The organism is Lysinibacillus sp. CNPSo 3705 (assembly GCF_028674935.1).
In the GTDB taxonomy this organism is placed as follows: Bacteria; Bacillota; Bacilli; order Bacillales_A; family Planococcaceae; genus Lysinibacillus.
Genome location: NZ_JAQZSD010000024.1, coordinates 13,963 through 29,992, shown reverse-complemented (window position 1 = coordinate 29,992; position 16,030 = coordinate 13,963). Strand labels below are relative to the sequence as shown.

Sequence of the window (16,030 nt, the reverse complement as noted above, 5' to 3'; positions counted from 1 at the left end):
ATCAAAAAAACCATCTATACAATCCGATAGATGGGAAATTACAAAAGTTGGCATCATTCTACCTACATCTTACTAAAAATTGAAATAATAGTCTATTTCTTTTTTGGTTAATATGTGACAATAAATATGCGCAAATGTTACATAACGTTATGTGAGACAAGTGGAGGTATACCATGAAACAAAATATATATGACCATCCGGAATTTTTCCATCAATATAAAAAGCTCCGTCAAGCACCGTATAACTACAATAACTTGCTTGAACAACCAGCGTTAAAATCCTTACTTCCTAATTTAACTAATTTACAGATACTTGATATCGGCTGCGGAATGGGACAATTTGCATACTATTGTATAGAAAATAACGCACAGCATGTAACAGCTATTGATGTTTCAGAAAATATGCTGGCAATCGCTCAATGTGAACATGCTCATCCGCATATAGACTATTATTTGCGAGCAATAGAAGATTATCAGGCAGCTCCTGACAGCTTTGATTGTATAACAAGCTCTCTTTCCTTACATTATATAAAGGATTTTAGTGCAGTCATTGGTAAAATCGCTAGAATGCTTCGTCCTGGTAGCATTTTTATTTTTTCTGTAGAGCATCCGATTGTTACTGCTCGTAAAACAACGGAGGATAATTGGCTTTATGATGACAGCGGCAATAGGAGCCATTACGCAATTGACAATTACCATGATGAAGGTTTGCGTGAGCGGCCATGGCTTGTGGATGGTGTTGTTAAATATCACCGTAGCATTTCCACAATCATCAATACATTGATCGAACATGACTTGACGATAGAAAAAATGCTAGAGCCAATTCCTGATTCAGAGGCTGTTGAAAAACTGCCTTCCTTAGAAAAAGAGCATCGTAGGCCTTCTTTTTTATTAATAAGAGCAAGAAAATAACTTTTCAAGTCTCGTAGTCGTAACTCTACTGCGAGACTTGCCTTTGTCTAGTCTTTACTTAAATTTCACAAAAATAATTTCTGGGTCACCATCATCTAAGTTTTCAATATACCCACTTTCTATAAATCCCGCCATTTCAAATACCTTTTGCATACTAGTATTTGATTGGTTAGTAGAAGAAAAGATTTTTGGAGTGGCTGCCATTTCCACATAAAAGTTTAATAATGTTGTGGCAATACCCTTTCTTCTCTCAGTTGGTTTGACAATAACTAATGAGATGAAGCTATTGTCAAAAAAATCATTTGTAAAAATGAGAAAACCCGCAATACCTTTTTCAGTTTGTTGAATGATACATCGTTTTTCATTAATAGCTGTATGCAAATAGTCCCTTCGCGAAAAATCTCCAATTACTTCTTGATCAATTGCACAAATTTCATCAAAATGCTCTATACGCGCTTCCAGCAAGTCTGTCAAATCTGTCCCCTCATTTCTTTTATATACGAGAAATTTTTTAAATTAATTAGACTCCTTCCTCTTACAAGTACAGCATTTTTAATCAAGCGTGTCTCTACTATTTTTACTTATGTAATAACTCATCACTTTAATCTCACCCCTAAACCCCTTTGCCAGCTTTCCTTCATCGACAAATCCGCATTTTTTATAAAGTGACTGTGCAGCAGTATTCGGCAAATTAACCCCTAGCACAAGCTCATTGATATAAGGAAAATGCGTCAACACAAAGTCCGGCAAAAGTTGTAATGCTGCTTTCGCATAGCCTTTCCCTTGTTCATAAAAGTCTGTCGAAAAGGCACGGATTAAAATCGCCTGTTCGTTAGAGGAATATGGCTTGACACCCTCATGTTCATGCAATACAAAAAATGTCACAAGCCTGTCTTCATCTAATACAAGAACGGCATGACGATTTTCATCCTGCATCACTAGTTCAATGCTCTCTTTCGGAGACATCGTATAACGAAGCTGCTCCTTTGTAATCGTATATCGTTCAATTAAATGCTCATCTTTTTCTTCATAAAATTGTAATCTCATCAAAGCTCTCCTTTACATCTTTAATCCTAGTAATCTACCTCATTAATCTCCCCTTTAAAAACCGCTCTTAGTTCTGTTTCAACACGTTCATGGGAGATTTTACCCTATAATAAATGACAAATATAATGTATTCTAACATGATTTACAATTTTATTGTGAGAGTAGGTGTAAATTTAGAGAGAGCTTTAAAGCGAAAAGAAACTGAAAATAGCATACAATTGGTCAAATGTAGTCGCACTACAGCGTATGATTTACTAGTAGATTAAGATATCGATATCGAAACATTTTGTGTTTGTCCAAATGCAGTGGAAGCCATGTCGATATTAGCGGACGAAAAGGTCCTCTTTCAAGGAATTTAATGTCGTTAATGAACGACTTCTTAACAATAGTGAGTCGAAAGAAGAACTACTTAAGAATGTCTGTTAGATTGAGATACTTGGTGCATAGACGATTTTGTGAATTGGAAATGATAGCCAAACGCATTAAGCCCTACTAGCAAAGCTATAATTAATAGATTCATCACTAAAGAGATTACATTTATTTACGCTGATTAGGATGAAGACTAGGCTACTCCTTGAGAACAGATCTTAGCGTCACAGATGAGACCGCCTGTAGCGAAGCAAATGTTTTCTGTGTAAAAGTTTAATGCTAACGCAGCGTCAGTACAAAGCACCAGTTCGAACGGAAATCAAGTCCACATGATGGTAAAGAGCATTTAAAAACAATTGTTTCTACTAATTACCAAAAATGCTACTATAATGATAGCTAAACTAAAGGAGTTGGGCATATGAGCGCAGAGATTGCAGTAGATGTTTTGTTTATACACCAAATAATCCAAGGGATGTAAACTCTAACTGCAGCCCTTGAACAAGGGAGAAAACAAATGGAAAATTATTTTAATGAATTTCTTACAGGACAATCTATTACTTTACAGCAAATGACTTCTTCGGACTTGGAGGCATTTGTAAAAATCGAAAGCGAAAAAAATACGTTGTTACTTGCCAATGATGATATTCCCTTTCCAAACACCTTTGAGGATCACGCTTCATTCTTTCAAAGTATTAGTGGAAAAAAAGAGGAGTTTATTTTCGGTATATTTGAAAAGTCTTCAAATGAGCTTATCGGCTCCTGTGGCGTCTATGGAATCAACTGGAAAAACAGTACTTGCTTTGTAGGTATCTCGATTGGCGAGCAATGGCACGGCAAAGGGCTTGGAACCGATGCTATGAAAACTCTTATTCATTTTATTTTTAATTATATTTCCATTAATAAAATTAAGCTTCAAGTTTTCAGCTTTAATAAAGGAGCTATTCGTTCCTATGAAAAATGCGGCTTTACAAAAGAAGGTTCTCTACGCAATGAGATTTTCCGCTTCGGTCAATTTCATGATGTAGTTTTATTTGGTCTATTACGAGAAGATTGGAATCAAATAGGATAATAGTTGTTGAATATATTTTGTTTTCTCGGTAAATTTAGAATATTTCTCAATAAAATGAACCAAGAGGCCGAAATGGATCCTTTATTAAGTCGAATAATTTCTAAATTCACACAACACGATAACTAGAAAAACCGAACTATTCCGAAACCCTTCATAAGAGTTTCATTGGATAGTTCGGTATTTTGTCGGCTTAAACACATTTGTCCCAGCCCCTCCTACACGAAATGGATTGAAAGTTTTTTTAAAATAAACATCCCAAATATTGCACCATTAAGACCATAATATTGCAAGGTGGTAATAGCTCGTTCCTTTGCAATTTCATTGGATTCTCTACCCTCAAATGCGAAATTCGAGTGACTCCTCACTTGATGAATGGCAGCGTCAAAAATCAAGGGCCCTCCATCGTCTGAATGGCCATTTTATATGATTGAATATATCGTATGAATATTTTTATTTTCAAATAATCTAGGTACACGATCCCTATCCTCAGCCCTTTACTAGAAAGCGGGTGATTGACCTCATCAGCGTTATAGTGAGAATGCGCATGTCTTACAAAATATAGGCAGTCATTGTAGTTCCCGCTATTGTTCTTCAGACTTTGCCTTCTTTTCTTTTATATAATTGTATAGGTCAACCTTCCACATACCATCCTCTCTTAATAAGGCATATGTCTTACCGTAGTGCGAGCTTCCAAAAATTATCTCTAATTGAACAATTGCTATACTTTCAGTGCTAGAATCCTTATTCAAAGAAATACTATCGTAGTATCTGTACATTAAATAATTTTGAATATCCTCATCTAATAAATAATCTATATATTCTGCTATAAAAGTTTCTTTATCTGGTAGCTCATTGTTATTGTAAGTAATAGCATAGAGTTTATCAAAATTATGCTCAAATATTAAATTCATCATAATTAACACTATTTCCTCTGGTGTAAAAGTCTTTAGACTATTACTATTTCCTTTCTTCAAGAAGTCTTCATATAACACTCTTTTTTCCTCCGGCAATTTCTCTAAATATGTAAAATCATAATGCTTATCGATAGTTGGAAGCGTTTGTTTTGATTGTTCCACGTATTGAACCGAATCGTTAGTAACCACTGTTGATTCTGAAGATTCTCCTGCTTTTCTTTTCTCTTCTGAACATGCTAATAGCATTAAACTAGTAACGATCATAATACTTAATAATGGCAACCTTACCTTCAACATCATAAACCTCCCCTATCATAGCAATTATGCAAACTCTATTCACCCATCATTCCATTTATTTCGAAAATTCTCAACATGATCAACCAACATGAAATCTCCTCAATAACAAACAACAAAGAAGTTTATTTGATAAATTGTGACAAGATACGAAATGCATTAAAATTCCAATAAATATCGACATAGTTTTCAATAGTAAAAAAGGAGCAAATCTATTAAATTTCAACCATTGCCTATTCTTGAATACAGCCAAAAAAAAACCGTAATATTTTAATGCTATGGGTAATGAAATATATTATTAATACAATAAAAGGAAATATTTATAGACCAAAATACTCAGTACTGGATTTCCTTATTTTTCGACTATATAATTATGAATATATTTTTCTATGACTAAATTACGAATTTCTCAACCTATACACAATGTGACATATTTTTCGTTTTAGGTGAGATACAATGAAAAAGTTGAATCGAGGTCAATGTATTTCAAGAATATGAAGAAAAAATTATAGGGGGAAAAGATTTTGGTTAAGATATCGTTTAAACAATTCTTGAAGATGGAGATTGAAAATAAAAGGAAAGATATGTATAAAAAGGCTATGGATTTAGGTTTTACCCATCCTAGCGTGGTAGATTGTAGTCAAGAATTAGATGTCCTACTAAATAAATATTCAAAAGCGATCAATAAAGCTAGCTAAAACTATTTTCAATAATCTGTATAGTAGGTTCCGGGTTAAAACACCCAATTCCTATTGTTGTTGTAAAGATACGTATAAGTAACATAAAAATGGGATATCTTCTTTATGACAGGAAAAGGAGGCCGAAAAATGCAGATGTTTTTATTATCATTGGTCGTTTCAAGCTTTTTACTACAGCAGCCTCAAGATTCAGTAGAAAATTCAGCACCGATTCTTTGCAAATCTTCTGGAACTACATCTTATAAATATCCTAATAATCAATATCAGACATTTCGTACTAAGAATGATTTTTACCATCAGTTAGACAGGACAATCTATGAGGAATATAACGATGCTACCTTAAACATTCGTCAAAAAATAGCCTTTAAGGACGTACCGAAGGCTGAAGAAACATTTCATCTAAAAACAAATTTTATACGTAAAAAAATAGACCTCTCTCAACATACTTTTATTCATCCCAATCGACAAGTATATTTTTTAGCATCCTTTAAGCAAAATAATCAGGAGACTTATCATAAATACCTGGTCATTGACGCTGAGACACAAACTATCCTTTTAGGAGAAAGTAATTATCAAAAGAACAGCGCCAATTAAATCTATTTCGTTTGTTGTTTAATTTATTGTATGCTTGAAAATTGATTAATAGTAGCAAAATCTAAGAAAAAACCAACATTTTTAAGTAAATTTTACAAAAAACAAATATTACAACATTTATTTCATATTTTTAGCTCGCCTTTAGAGGGTTATGACTTCCCTCTAAAGGCGAGCTAAATTGTTTAATTCCCTTTGCTTTTGCTGTTGCAATGGTTTTTCAATTAATGCTTGCTACCCATATTTACGGAACAGTGACATGTTGACGATCCATTTCTTTATTACTAAGCACTAAAATATAAAGTATTTTTTCATTTGAGTTTCACAAATTTTATTTCCATGTCGATCGTCAATACTTACACGGATTTGTTCATTTTGTAAAGCTTCCACTTTATGCTGTACATATTCTTATGTGTATATCTTTTACTTGTTGAGGTGAAGCCACGATCCCATAATGCTCAATTAATATTCTTTTTGTGTAACAACCATGTACTTGCTGCATATTCTATTTTTAGCACTGTCTGTGTTCAAGCGAAGGTATATATCACAGAGCTCATCTTCATTTCGCTCCCCTCATTCTCTATACTAAGTTTTCATCCACTTCGTACTTCTAACGTCTCATTGTGAGACTGCCACTTAATGTGAATGGTTGGGGCAGCATCCTTTTTAAATATTTTCGCACTTTCTTTTTTCTTTAAAATTAACTGTTTATCTTTATTTACCTGGTAGTCAATATAATTTTGTGATTCTTTAGACCCTTCTATCGTTATTTCTAAACCACCTAAATCTCCCTCTTCCCCAAGATAGAAAAGTTGTAAGCCCTCGTCGGTATTACTATGATATACGGCCTTCCAGTGCTCACTTTTCGCTATGTAATGGATCTCTTGTTGTTGGTTCATACTACAAGCAACTAACACAAACATCATTAAAATTAGGAAGCATAATTTTTTCATTAAATATCGATTTTCCTTTCTTTGAAAGTTATCTTATTAACTTCGCTTTATCCTTCTTAATTCATAGAAAAAGCTGTTATTAGGCTTGAATAATTATCATCAATGTATATCCCCCTTACATGAATTGTGTAAACCAAGCAATATATTTTGCTCCTGGTAGAAATAATAGCTGTGCCAAAAATGTGCCTAGCAGTCTTGATGCCATCATCATTACAGATGCTCGTTTAAGACTCAAGTAGCTGCCTCTTTGATTGATCACATCATCTGCCAAAATGGAGATCTTAGGGTCAATAAATATAATGAGCAACATTGTCGCTATACCATTAATAAGTCCTGATGACATCACAGCAGTATTCGATCTTTCAGGAACTAATAAAGAGGCGTAAAGTGCAGACAAGACACCAATTGTATAGATGGCCGTTATAACGACATTCACGATAAATAATTTAATGGGGATGTTACGCCAGCTAATCTCCTTTAAATAAGAAAAGCTTGGCAAATGAATATGTTTTATTCCCCGTTTGAGATAGTCAATACTAAAACCCTTTTTAAATAATGCTGGAATGGAGCCTCTTTCCTCAGACAAATGAATAATAGCCCTTGAAAATAGCGCTACAAATGTTGGCAATAATAGAATACCTACCAATGTACCTAATGAAGCTGCGCCAATAAGAATACGGAATTGCTGTTCCACAAATGCCAATGTGTTTTCCTTTGATGCTGTGTCAGTCAGACTTCCGGTAAAAGGCTGCTGCATCATGTTTGCTAGCCTTGAAAACATGACCATGACATTGAACAATGATAATGCAGAGGCTAATAATTTTACACGTGCACCCGATAATCGCACTGCATACGCAAGTGTCTCTATCGAGTGAATGATGAGAATAAACAAACCAATCATTATTAATTTATCTGTCAAAATATCCAAAACTAGTCCCTTCTTTTCGGTTGATGATTGGTATTCACTCTTGTATTATTTTTAGTAATCGTTTAAGCCAATCTCGTACATATACTTCCGATTCTTCACGAGGAGTTGTCGCTGATAGAGAAAGCGTTTGCATTTTACTTCTTAACAACTCCCTATCATCTGACTCCTCTTCCTTAAAAATATCTCCCTTCTACTGGCTCTCAGTCCTTTGTGATGAATTCGGACATGTGTACCATCTAAACATTGGATCGTCGCTTCAAAAAGCTACTCATCGTCCATCTGAATTCAAAAATTTAATTTTTTCCTTTGGGAACTTTTCACATCGGCATGGATATGTATCGTTCCTTATATTAAATTTATTTGAGTCGTCGCAACTTTCCTCAGTTGCAATTAATTCATCTAACTGATTGCCATAAATTAAGATAGCGATGTGCTTTTGAACCTCAGCAGCATATTTTATAATTACTCTTAATTGTCTATTTCTCAAGGTTTTTCATGATAGTAGAGGACCGAATACAACAAAGATACTCCTTCCTTTTAATATTCTACGAAATTAACTTGAATAGGTTTCATTATTACCCTACCAAACATAAAAGCTATTCATTAGGTACTTTAATCCTAACGAATAGCTTTTTTAGTTTTCGTATAGATTGTTGCTCTCTTGAAAATACTGAATAATGCATTTTTAGGAGGCGTTCAGTAATGGTCTTCTTTGTGGAAGTACTGCCGTAAATCGTAATGGTAAATATCGTTCTAGACAAAGATATTTATGTAATGATTGTGGAAAAACATTTATTGATATGACAAATACACCTTTTTCAGGTTCGCATTATCTGGAAAATGAATTAAGTACATTAAAATGATGATAAACGGTGTTACATTATCGAAGATTTCAGTCTCTTTAAAAATTCGTATATCTACCAATTGAAGCAATAAGAAAAGGCAAAGAGCACCATTTATCAGATGCTTTTGAAGCGGATTCAGTGGTTTACTGTTATTCAATTAGCGAAGCAAAAAGAGATTTTCGCTGAATTAATACGGTAAATTTGCTAAAAGGTGGAATTTTTTATTGTTTCTCCTTTTAATATAATATACAATATGTTTTTATACTACTAGATTTTTTGTAAGTAAAAGTGTGGGGTGGTTAATTGAATTTTATTACTTGGTCAATTATCGCAGCAGAAATTGGTTTTTGGATTGTTATAATACTCGGTCTAACTTTACGTTATGTATATAACTTTAAAAAAATGGGATCGTTCTTTTTACTTCTAACACCCGTGATTGATTTGTTTCTGTTAATCGTAACCGCTATAGATCTATTAAAGGGTGGAAATGCAACTACGTCTCACGCAATTGCTGCTATCTATTTAGGTGTGTCGATTGCTTTTGGAAAGAGTATCGTTCGTTGGGCTGATGAAAGGTTCTTATACTACATAAAAAAAGAGGGAACAAAACCTGAAAAAAAGACTGGTTTCGCATATGCTCGTAATTCTTTGAAAGGGTCTTTTCAGCATTTGTTCGCATATATCATCGGTGCAGGATTTTTATTAATATTGATATACTTAGTAAATGATGCGGACCGTAGCTCTAAACTTTTTGAAACACTAAAAGTATGGTCTTTAGTACTGGGAATTGATTTTATCATATCTATTTCATATTTCATTTGGCCACGAGGAAAATAGTTATTTTACATAGAAGTAAGTTAAGTAAGTTAAATATTTTAAAAATAATGAATGTTTTTTCTTCTACTAACCAGAGCCTTCGTTAAATTTTCGATTCACGAAATATCAACCGAAAAGACAGATTTATCCTACACATTTTGTAGATTAAAATCTGTCTTTAACAGCAACAATCTTTGAGAAAACAGCTTTATTATTTAATGATTAATTGCAAAGTCATTATTCCAGCTAGTTGAATCAGACAGCTGATAGGTCACCATATTGGCTGTTACTACAAGAATCACACCTGCGCTAGATTTATCTGAAGAAATAGGGTCCTCTAATTTTAATACAACATACCCCTCACCTCGTCCCAGAGGATCTATCGCGTTTGTAGCGTTGATTTCGAAGGTTGTATACGTTTTCTCATTTGTAGCAGAGAGTAATCTTTCGTTCTTATAGACTCCATTTTCCTTCAAATTATAGCAAACAGGCATCCATCCTTTTGACCAATCAATACTGCCCATTATTTCTCTTTTACGATGTGCCAGTTTACCTATCGAAAATGTAAAATATATCTTTATGATAGCTTGATCTAATTCATTTTTTCCTTCACATACAGCCGTTACTTCCAATTTAATATCCCCGTTTGAATGCTTCCTATTAACCACTAAAACCACAGTAAAAATACAAATAACAAGTACTATGCCGAAGACGACAAACCCCATTTAGTCCCTCCTAACATTTCAATGAATGTTACTATTAGATTATCATATATTAGTAGTAATAGTATTTTTTCATCAAACAATCTTATGAAATGACACGGGCATAATTGATAAGACATAAAACGAGTATATAGCTTATTAGCCATTCAAAGCTTTATCCCTCTTTAACGGTTCAGTGGACTTCCCCAGCAAAGTTTTATGGAACCCGACACTTATCTTTTTTTCTTTGAATTTCCAACTTCTCAACTCCAATATTTCCCGCTTACTTTTGGAAGTATTCTCAACTATACTAAAGGGAATTCGTTTTTAAGGAGATTTATTTATGAGAACATCTATACCTTGTCCAGACTGTCAAGAAGCAATAACGCTTGAAGACTTTGAGGATTTTTCATCACCATTTACTATGGAATGTCCACATTGCCACGTCAAATTAAAAGAGACAAAAGTAACCCCATTTCTATTAATAGGTACGATTGCAATCATTCCTTTATTTATTTTCTTAACAGAAACATTAAGATCTTTCCTATCAGGCGTAATCCCTGTTATCGAAAAAATACCTTCCTTTATCGTATTCCTTGGACTGTTATATCCGCTATATGGTTTTTATGAGCGATTCAATGGACTCGTTATGTTTAATAAGGGCAATTTACAAATAAAAAAAAGAAAGTGATATGTTGAACTATAATAAAGTTTGAATAAAAATCACTCTAAACGCCTGATTTCACTGTATAAAATAAAGCCAACGTTTTGAAGTTTGAGCAAAACATTGGCTTTCTTTAAATTAGGAACTGTTTTATTTAAAAGTTTGATTATTAAGATCCTTCTTATTCCCCTAAAGCACCCCGTTAGCCATCATGTAGCGCGAAAATAATCTCTTCTCCTCAAAAAAAGTTTAAGAAAACAGCGACATTTATTAAACAATCCCGCCTATTGTTTATTAGTTAATTTACACTTGACACCTCTTTTTGTTAACTGGTAAACTATTTTTATTAACCGGTTAACAAAAACACAAAAAGTTAGGTGATACATTTTGAATCATATAGACAAAAAAATGGAAGCGTTAAATGCTTTACAACAATTTATCAAAGAAAGAGAAGCCGTCCAAAAGAGGAAAAGCTTCCGTAAAAAAAATGAGGAAAACTCCATTGTTATGGATTGGACGCTTACTCAATTACACATTGTTTCTGCCATCAACGCACAGGGAGCTGCGAATAATACATCCCTTTCGGAAACGTTAAACGTCTCCAAGCCAGCCATTACAAAGGCAATCAAAAAAATGCTAGAGAAGAATGTTATTGTCGAGACGAGACAGGAGACCAATCAAAAAGAAGTTCACTATCTCCTTACTGATTTAGGAAAGCAACTTGCCTCTATCCACGATCAGTTGCATGAGAAGGCAAGAAATCAATACCTGCGCCTATTGGATAGTTTCAATACCGACGAGTTAGAAACCATTATCACTTTTTTAGAAATGATGACTGACAAACTTAAAGGTGATGACGTTCCATTTGGAGACTAAATATGCAAAAAAATCGTTTGTCTTATATGCCTTGAGTATTAGCACGTTTTTTGCTTCTTTAAGCCAGAACATCTATACACCAATCATTCCCCTTATACGGGATTCATTTGAAGTATCCATCAGCTGGGTAAATTTTACGGTCAGTAGCTTTATCTTTATTATTGCAGTGATCCAAATTGTTCTGGGAACTGTGGTTGAACATCAAAATAAAAAAAGATTATTGCTCATTAGTCTTTTTTTGATGGGCGTATCAGCAGTCTTTTGTGCTTACACCAACAGTTTTACGTTGTTCTCGCTGTTCAGAATGATTCAGGCAATCGGGGCCGGGATAATTCCTTTAGTTGCAATTAGTATGATTGCACAGTTATTTGAAGGTGAAGCAAGAGGAAGTGCCATGGGAACGTATCAAATACTGCTAACCCTTGCACCAGCTGTTTCACCTGTAGTTGGAGGTTTTATTGGAGAGTTTTTTGGTTATGAGGGAATTTTCCTTTTTCTTTTGATCATGGCAGTTTCCTTGCTGATGTTCATTGTTTATCTACTGCCAAGTGAAAAACAGAATGAAGCCGACAAAATACCATCCAACGGATTTATCCATGCATATAAGGCCGTCTTTTCCCATTACATTGGAACAAGTATTATGATCATTAGCTTTTTAGTATTTTTCATCTATTTTGCAATTCTTGTCTATCTGCCTGTCTTGCTCCATGATCATTATCATATAAATTTACAGTTCATTGGATTATTATATTTACCTTTGACAGTCAGCATGATTGTCGGAAGTATGTTATTTAAAAGGTTGCAGAAAAAAATATCCTTAAATACTTTGTTTATCTTACTGTTAATGGTTATGCCTTTGCAGGTCATACTATTTGGTGTATTTCACACTCAATCACTTGTGGGGTTAAGCATTATCTTATTTGGTTATGGAATTATCGTTGGATTTTCCGCCCCCCTTTTCTCGACGCTTATTAGCAATGAGTACAGCGAGCATCGAGGAACAGCTTTAGGCGTTTTTAACTTCGTCCGTTATTTAGGTATGGCGCTTGGTGGAATGTCCCCCGCACTATATCATGTACTGCCTAGTTCTGCTTTATTTGTGCTGTTTGGTGTTTTACTGCTCTTGGTTTCCATAATACCTTTTAAAAGATTTCATAGCAGGAGTGCTTCATAAACAAATAAATAGACAACGGATATATAGCTTCAATAAGGTAAAGATAAAACTTTAAAAAGCGCAAGAAATCACTTTTAGAAACGTTGATTTCTTGCACTTTTCTAGAAAATAAAACCCCGCTAATTATAGTTGCATTCTATTTAGTAGCTTGTAACTCAGCCGTTAAAGTAAATGGCATTTTTAAATACTCATATTTAATCGTGATTTTTTTTATTTTAGGTGCATTAACCTTCACTGCATAATGCTGCGGCTGCTTTCCGATGGCCTTGCGATCTATGTATTGACTTGGAAAAATATTTACTTGCCTTAATTTATGATATGTAATATTCGGATTACCTACTAGCTTCGTTTCGGCTTCAAACGGTTCCGACTTACTCACGACGAGCTCAACATTTTCAGCCACTTTATTGTCGATGAGTATTTGCCGAAGCTTTATGTCACGTAGTCCTTTATTCTCTATTTCTACGATTTTTGTAGTTGAACCATCTGTAGAATTCGTATAACTATTCATGACAAGTGGTGGATTGCTTTTTAAATAAATAATAAAGGCCGCTCCCACTACTAGAACACTAAATAATAAAACAAATAATAATTTTTTCATTTCATTCCTCACTTTCTTACTCCCATAAGTATAACGAGAAATCGTAGGTGATGAAACCTCGAAAATAAACAGTGGGAATTTTTCTTTACCTATCAACTTCTTCACATAGAGAAAAAACAACCTGACTCATGATAAGCCAGATTGCTTTACTAATCGTATTTCATCACGTATCGGAATCCCATCATTGCCGAGTAAAGGAATTTCAGGTTTATATGCTCTTGCTTGCTCGACTGCGTTTTGTATGATTTCGACTAACTGATAGCCCCTTTTTTGGTAAAATTTTAACGCTTGCAAATTATCATTTGTCGTAATGAGCGTAATCATTGTGCAGTCATGTTCGAATGCATGCTGTTCAACAGCTTGGACAAGTAATGAACCAATCCCCTTTCCCTCCATAATACTATCAAGGGAAATTATTTCACATTCTTTATCACGAATGATATACGTCACGAGACCTAACAGCATGTTTTGTTCATCCACATAGGCGAAGCCATCTAATTTACTACAGTCATATATCCCACTGGAAATAACCATTTCTGTACTTCCCCAATGCTCTTTAAAAAACTGTAACACATTATTTTGATGTAATTGCTGAATTGGAATGACTGTCATCTACTATTCTCCTAAATTGAAAAATTAAATACACTAGCAATGGCTTTTTGAACACCTAGAAATACTGCCCACGAAGCAATTCCTAGTCCAATGGCAAACACGATATGGATCGATGATTTCATCGCCATATAAATAACAAATAGCATAAACATTGTAGCTGGTAGTCCAACGATTACTCCAACCGTAAAGCGCTGAATATGTTCACTCGACTCGCTTTGTACAGTAAGCCAAATGATACTTAAAATACTGACAAGAGGTAGTGCAGCAATAATACCGCCATAGGAAGGAAATCTTCTAGCAACCTCTGTAACAATACCAATCACGGCTGCAGAGCAAAGAATTTTTACTAATGTGTACATTATTTAGACACCTCGCTTAATAGACGAAACGCCTGTAAAATTGTTTGCTGTTGTTCTTCTGACAGCTGCTTTAGGGCATATTGTAGTTTGTCATCATCTAATTCTGTGTTTTTCTTTAAGATATGAAGCCCTTCCGTTGTAAGATGTAGATATACTTTGCGTTGATCTTCGATATATCGCTCCTTTTTCACCCAGCCATTACGCTCTAGCTTTTTTATATGTTCTGACGCTGTGTTTTGAGAAATATTCAGCAACTCAGCAATATCACGGACAGTTACTTCATCTTCCTTGTGAATCATCTGTAAAATACGTACGCTTTGATGCGAAATAGACTCTTCATGCGTTGTATGTAGATGGTAATAAATTGATGTAAAATAGTTATTTAATTCTTTAATCATTAAATTTACTCCTTTTAATATATCGTCTAAATAGATTATATCGAAATGAACGATATATTTAAAGAGATAGCTAAAATTTTATATTTTCAGTTTTTTCAATCTAGATTTTGTTCAGATGGTTACGAAATTTTTTGTAAACCATTTTGCCTAGATGATCGGAATAGCTGTAAAAAGAAAAAGGGTTCCAAATTCATGCTCCATAAAGACAGCTAGACAAATCAACAATAGTCTTTATCTTTAGTAAATAAAATAAACACCTAAAGCATGCTCTATTTCATGTATAAGTACTGCAAGTGGTACTTTCAAAGCTGTTAGCAAAAAAGCGAAGGGGCTGTCTACTGACACCCCCTTCCTTGTTCTACCGAAAAAGTGCTAATTTATCGATATACTTATATAATTTTCACAAACACACCCTGTTGAAATTTTTCTTCAGCAGCATCGGCTTACTCAAAAGAAGTTCCGCTAACACATCATCTATTTCGAATTCACCATATAAATAATCAGAAATAATCATGTAAGCATCTTCCTATGCAAGATTCGAAAGTACAAAAACTCCACCACAATGCGAGATTGGATAAAAATCTAATTGGCATACTCCTTTTAATAAGGCGCTAATTTCCTCATGGACAAAATAAAATTCATCATCATCCCAATAATCAATACTGTCTTGACGACATTTTTCAAGCTGCTTTCTTGATTCAAACGCGATATCGCCGATAAAAATTTTGCCTGCAGGTGTTAGTTGCTGCAATAGCGCTGTAATGTAGTGCCCTTTCATTTCATCGGTAAAATGATGAAGCGCATAGGTGCTAATAATAGCGTCATATTTTTGACGAAGGAGCTCTGATGGCAGCCCTTGTGCTAAATCCCACTCCATTAAGTTAGCCTCAGGCATTTTTTCTTTGGCGATTTCGATCATTTTCGAGGAGAAATCGAGTCCATGGATCGTATGACCATTATCATAAAGCTTTGCCGTTAATACTCCTGTCCCAAATCCAATGTCTAATACAGTTGAATTTGGAATGGACATGACCTCGTTAAAAATCATATTTAATACTGCTTTATATCCTGCAAATGGATATTGATGGCTTTCTTCACTTAGCTGAACCGTTTTATCATAACCATCTGCCCATAAATTAAATCCTTGTTGATTTAATAGCATAATAGTCCTCCTAAGTTTTCCAGCGATTACGAGTTTGATAGTGGAATA

At 34.3% G+C, this 16,030-nt stretch carries 19 protein-coding genes and 1 pseudogene; 9 read left to right on the top strand and 11 right to left on the bottom strand.

Going from position 1 to position 16,030, the window contains the following annotated elements:
* The first annotated feature begins 173 nt into the window (after positions 1-173).
* Positions 174-911 carry a class I SAM-dependent methyltransferase gene (locus tag PVA17_RS12275; RefSeq protein ID WP_274067846.1) on the top strand — a complete coding sequence of 246 codons (738 nt, stop codon included), beginning with the start codon at positions 174-176 and terminating at the stop codon, positions 909-911.
* Between the two features lie 54 nt (positions 912-965).
* Here PVA17_RS12275 and PVA17_RS12270 read toward each other — a convergent pair whose 3' ends face one another.
* Positions 966-1,385: a GNAT family N-acetyltransferase gene (locus tag PVA17_RS12270; RefSeq protein ID WP_274067845.1), complete on the bottom strand. Its 420-nt coding sequence runs from the start codon at positions 1,383-1,385 to the stop codon at positions 966-968.
* 78 nt (positions 1,386-1,463) lie between these two features.
* Entirely contained in the window at positions 1,464-1,958 is a 495-nt protein-coding gene (locus tag PVA17_RS12265; protein ID WP_274067844.1) for a GNAT family N-acetyltransferase, read from the bottom strand.
* 883 nt (positions 1,959-2,841) lie between these two features.
* On the opposite strand from PVA17_RS12265, the gene PVA17_RS12260 reads away from it, so the two are divergent.
* Entirely contained in the window at positions 2,842-3,396 is a 555-nt protein-coding gene (locus PVA17_RS12260; protein ID WP_274067843.1) for a GNAT family N-acetyltransferase, read from the top strand.
* Between the two features lie 581 nt (positions 3,397-3,977).
* Here PVA17_RS12260 and PVA17_RS12255 read toward each other — a convergent pair.
* A complete protein-coding gene (locus PVA17_RS12255) occupies positions 3,978-4,610 on the bottom strand; it encodes a hypothetical protein (protein ID WP_274067842.1) in 633 nt (210 codons plus the stop codon).
* 551 nt (positions 4,611-5,161) lie between these two features.
* On the opposite strand from PVA17_RS12255, the gene PVA17_RS12250 reads away from it, so the two are divergent.
* Together PVA17_RS12250 and PVA17_RS12245 are read left to right on the top strand one after the other, a co-directional pair.
* Positions 5,162-5,302 carry an aspartyl-phosphate phosphatase Spo0E family protein gene (locus tag PVA17_RS12250; protein WP_198516187.1) on the top strand — a complete coding sequence of 47 codons (141 nt, stop codon included), beginning with the start codon at positions 5,162-5,164 and terminating at the stop codon, positions 5,300-5,302.
* 129 nt (positions 5,303-5,431) lie between these two features.
* Positions 5,432-5,896: a hypothetical protein gene (locus PVA17_RS12245; protein WP_248718998.1), complete on the top strand. Its 465-nt coding sequence runs from the start codon at positions 5,432-5,434 to the stop codon at positions 5,894-5,896.
* 590 nt (positions 5,897-6,486) lie between these two features.
* On the opposite strand, the gene PVA17_RS12240 is transcribed toward PVA17_RS12245, so the two are convergent.
* Both PVA17_RS12240 and PVA17_RS12235 read right to left on the bottom strand, forming a co-directional pair.
* Complete coding sequence (locus tag PVA17_RS12240) at positions 6,487-6,846, bottom strand: hypothetical protein (protein WP_274067841.1); 360 nt, start codon at positions 6,844-6,846, stop codon at positions 6,487-6,489.
* Between the two features lie 115 nt (positions 6,847-6,961).
* Positions 6,962-7,747 carry a lipid II flippase Amj family protein gene (locus tag PVA17_RS12235; RefSeq protein WP_274067859.1) on the bottom strand — a complete coding sequence of 262 codons (786 nt, stop codon included), beginning with the start codon at positions 7,745-7,747 and terminating at the stop codon, positions 6,962-6,964.
* Between the two features lie 740 nt (positions 7,748-8,487).
* Between PVA17_RS12235 and PVA17_RS12230 the strand changes: the two are divergent.
* Positions 8,488-8,696, top strand: a pseudogene (locus tag PVA17_RS12230) (transposase); the annotation flags it as partial.
* Positions 8,697-8,922: 226 nt separating this feature from the next.
* Positions 8,923-9,456: a hypothetical protein gene (locus PVA17_RS12225; RefSeq protein ID WP_132358150.1), complete on the top strand. Its 534-nt coding sequence runs from the start codon at positions 8,923-8,925 to the stop codon at positions 9,454-9,456.
* 194 nt (positions 9,457-9,650) lie between these two features.
* Here the strand turns inward: PVA17_RS12225 and PVA17_RS12220 are convergent, their stop codons facing one another.
* Positions 9,651-10,160 (bottom strand): hypothetical protein, encoded by a 510-nt coding sequence (locus PVA17_RS12220; RefSeq protein WP_132358152.1) that lies wholly within the window; start codon positions 10,158-10,160, stop codon positions 9,651-9,653.
* 319 nt (positions 10,161-10,479) lie between these two features.
* On the opposite strand from PVA17_RS12220, the gene PVA17_RS12215 reads away from it, so the two are divergent.
* The 3 genes from PVA17_RS12215 to PVA17_RS12205 all read left to right on the top strand — a co-directional run bounded on the left by PVA17_RS12215 (position 10,480) and on the right by PVA17_RS12205 (position 12,850).
* Entirely contained in the window at positions 10,480-10,827 is a 348-nt protein-coding gene (locus PVA17_RS12215; RefSeq protein ID WP_132358154.1) for a hypothetical protein, read from the top strand.
* A 360-nt stretch (positions 10,828-11,187) separates the two neighbouring features.
* The gene (locus tag PVA17_RS12210) at positions 11,188-11,676 is read left to right on the top strand and encodes a MarR family transcriptional regulator (RefSeq protein ID WP_274067840.1); all 489 of its coding nucleotides are present in this window, start codon (positions 11,188-11,190) and stop codon (positions 11,674-11,676) included.
* Complete coding sequence (locus PVA17_RS12205; protein WP_274067839.1) at positions 11,666-12,850, top strand: MFS transporter; 1,185 nt, start codon at positions 11,666-11,668, stop codon at positions 12,848-12,850. Before PVA17_RS12210 ends, PVA17_RS12205 begins: the two co-directional genes overlap by 11 nt.
* A gap of 136 nt (positions 12,851-12,986) precedes the next feature.
* On the opposite strand, the gene PVA17_RS12200 is transcribed toward PVA17_RS12205, so the two are convergent.
* The 5 genes from PVA17_RS12200 to PVA17_RS12180 all read right to left on the bottom strand — a co-directional run bounded on the left by PVA17_RS12200 (position 12,987) and on the right by PVA17_RS12180 (position 15,982).
* Positions 12,987-13,451, bottom strand: coding sequence for a hypothetical protein (locus PVA17_RS12200; protein ID WP_132358160.1), 465 nt, complete (start codon positions 13,449-13,451; stop codon positions 12,987-12,989).
* Positions 13,452-13,577: 126 nt separating this feature from the next.
* Complete coding sequence (locus PVA17_RS12195) at positions 13,578-14,063, bottom strand: GNAT family N-acetyltransferase (protein ID WP_274067838.1); 486 nt, start codon at positions 14,061-14,063, stop codon at positions 13,578-13,580.
* A gap of 11 nt (positions 14,064-14,074) precedes the next feature.
* On the bottom strand, positions 14,075-14,422 hold the full coding sequence (locus PVA17_RS12190) for a DUF3147 family protein (RefSeq protein WP_132358164.1): 348 nt from the start codon (positions 14,420-14,422) through the stop codon (positions 14,075-14,077).
* Positions 14,422-14,820 carry a MarR family winged helix-turn-helix transcriptional regulator gene (locus PVA17_RS12185; protein WP_132358166.1) on the bottom strand — a complete coding sequence of 133 codons (399 nt, stop codon included), beginning with the start codon at positions 14,818-14,820 and terminating at the stop codon, positions 14,422-14,424. Before PVA17_RS12185 ends, PVA17_RS12190 begins: the two co-directional genes overlap by 1 nt.
* Positions 14,821-15,346: 526 nt before the next feature.
* Entirely contained in the window at positions 15,347-15,982 is a 636-nt protein-coding gene (locus PVA17_RS12180) for a class I SAM-dependent methyltransferase (RefSeq protein ID WP_274067837.1), read from the bottom strand.
* Positions 15,983-16,030 lie beyond the last annotated feature (48 nt).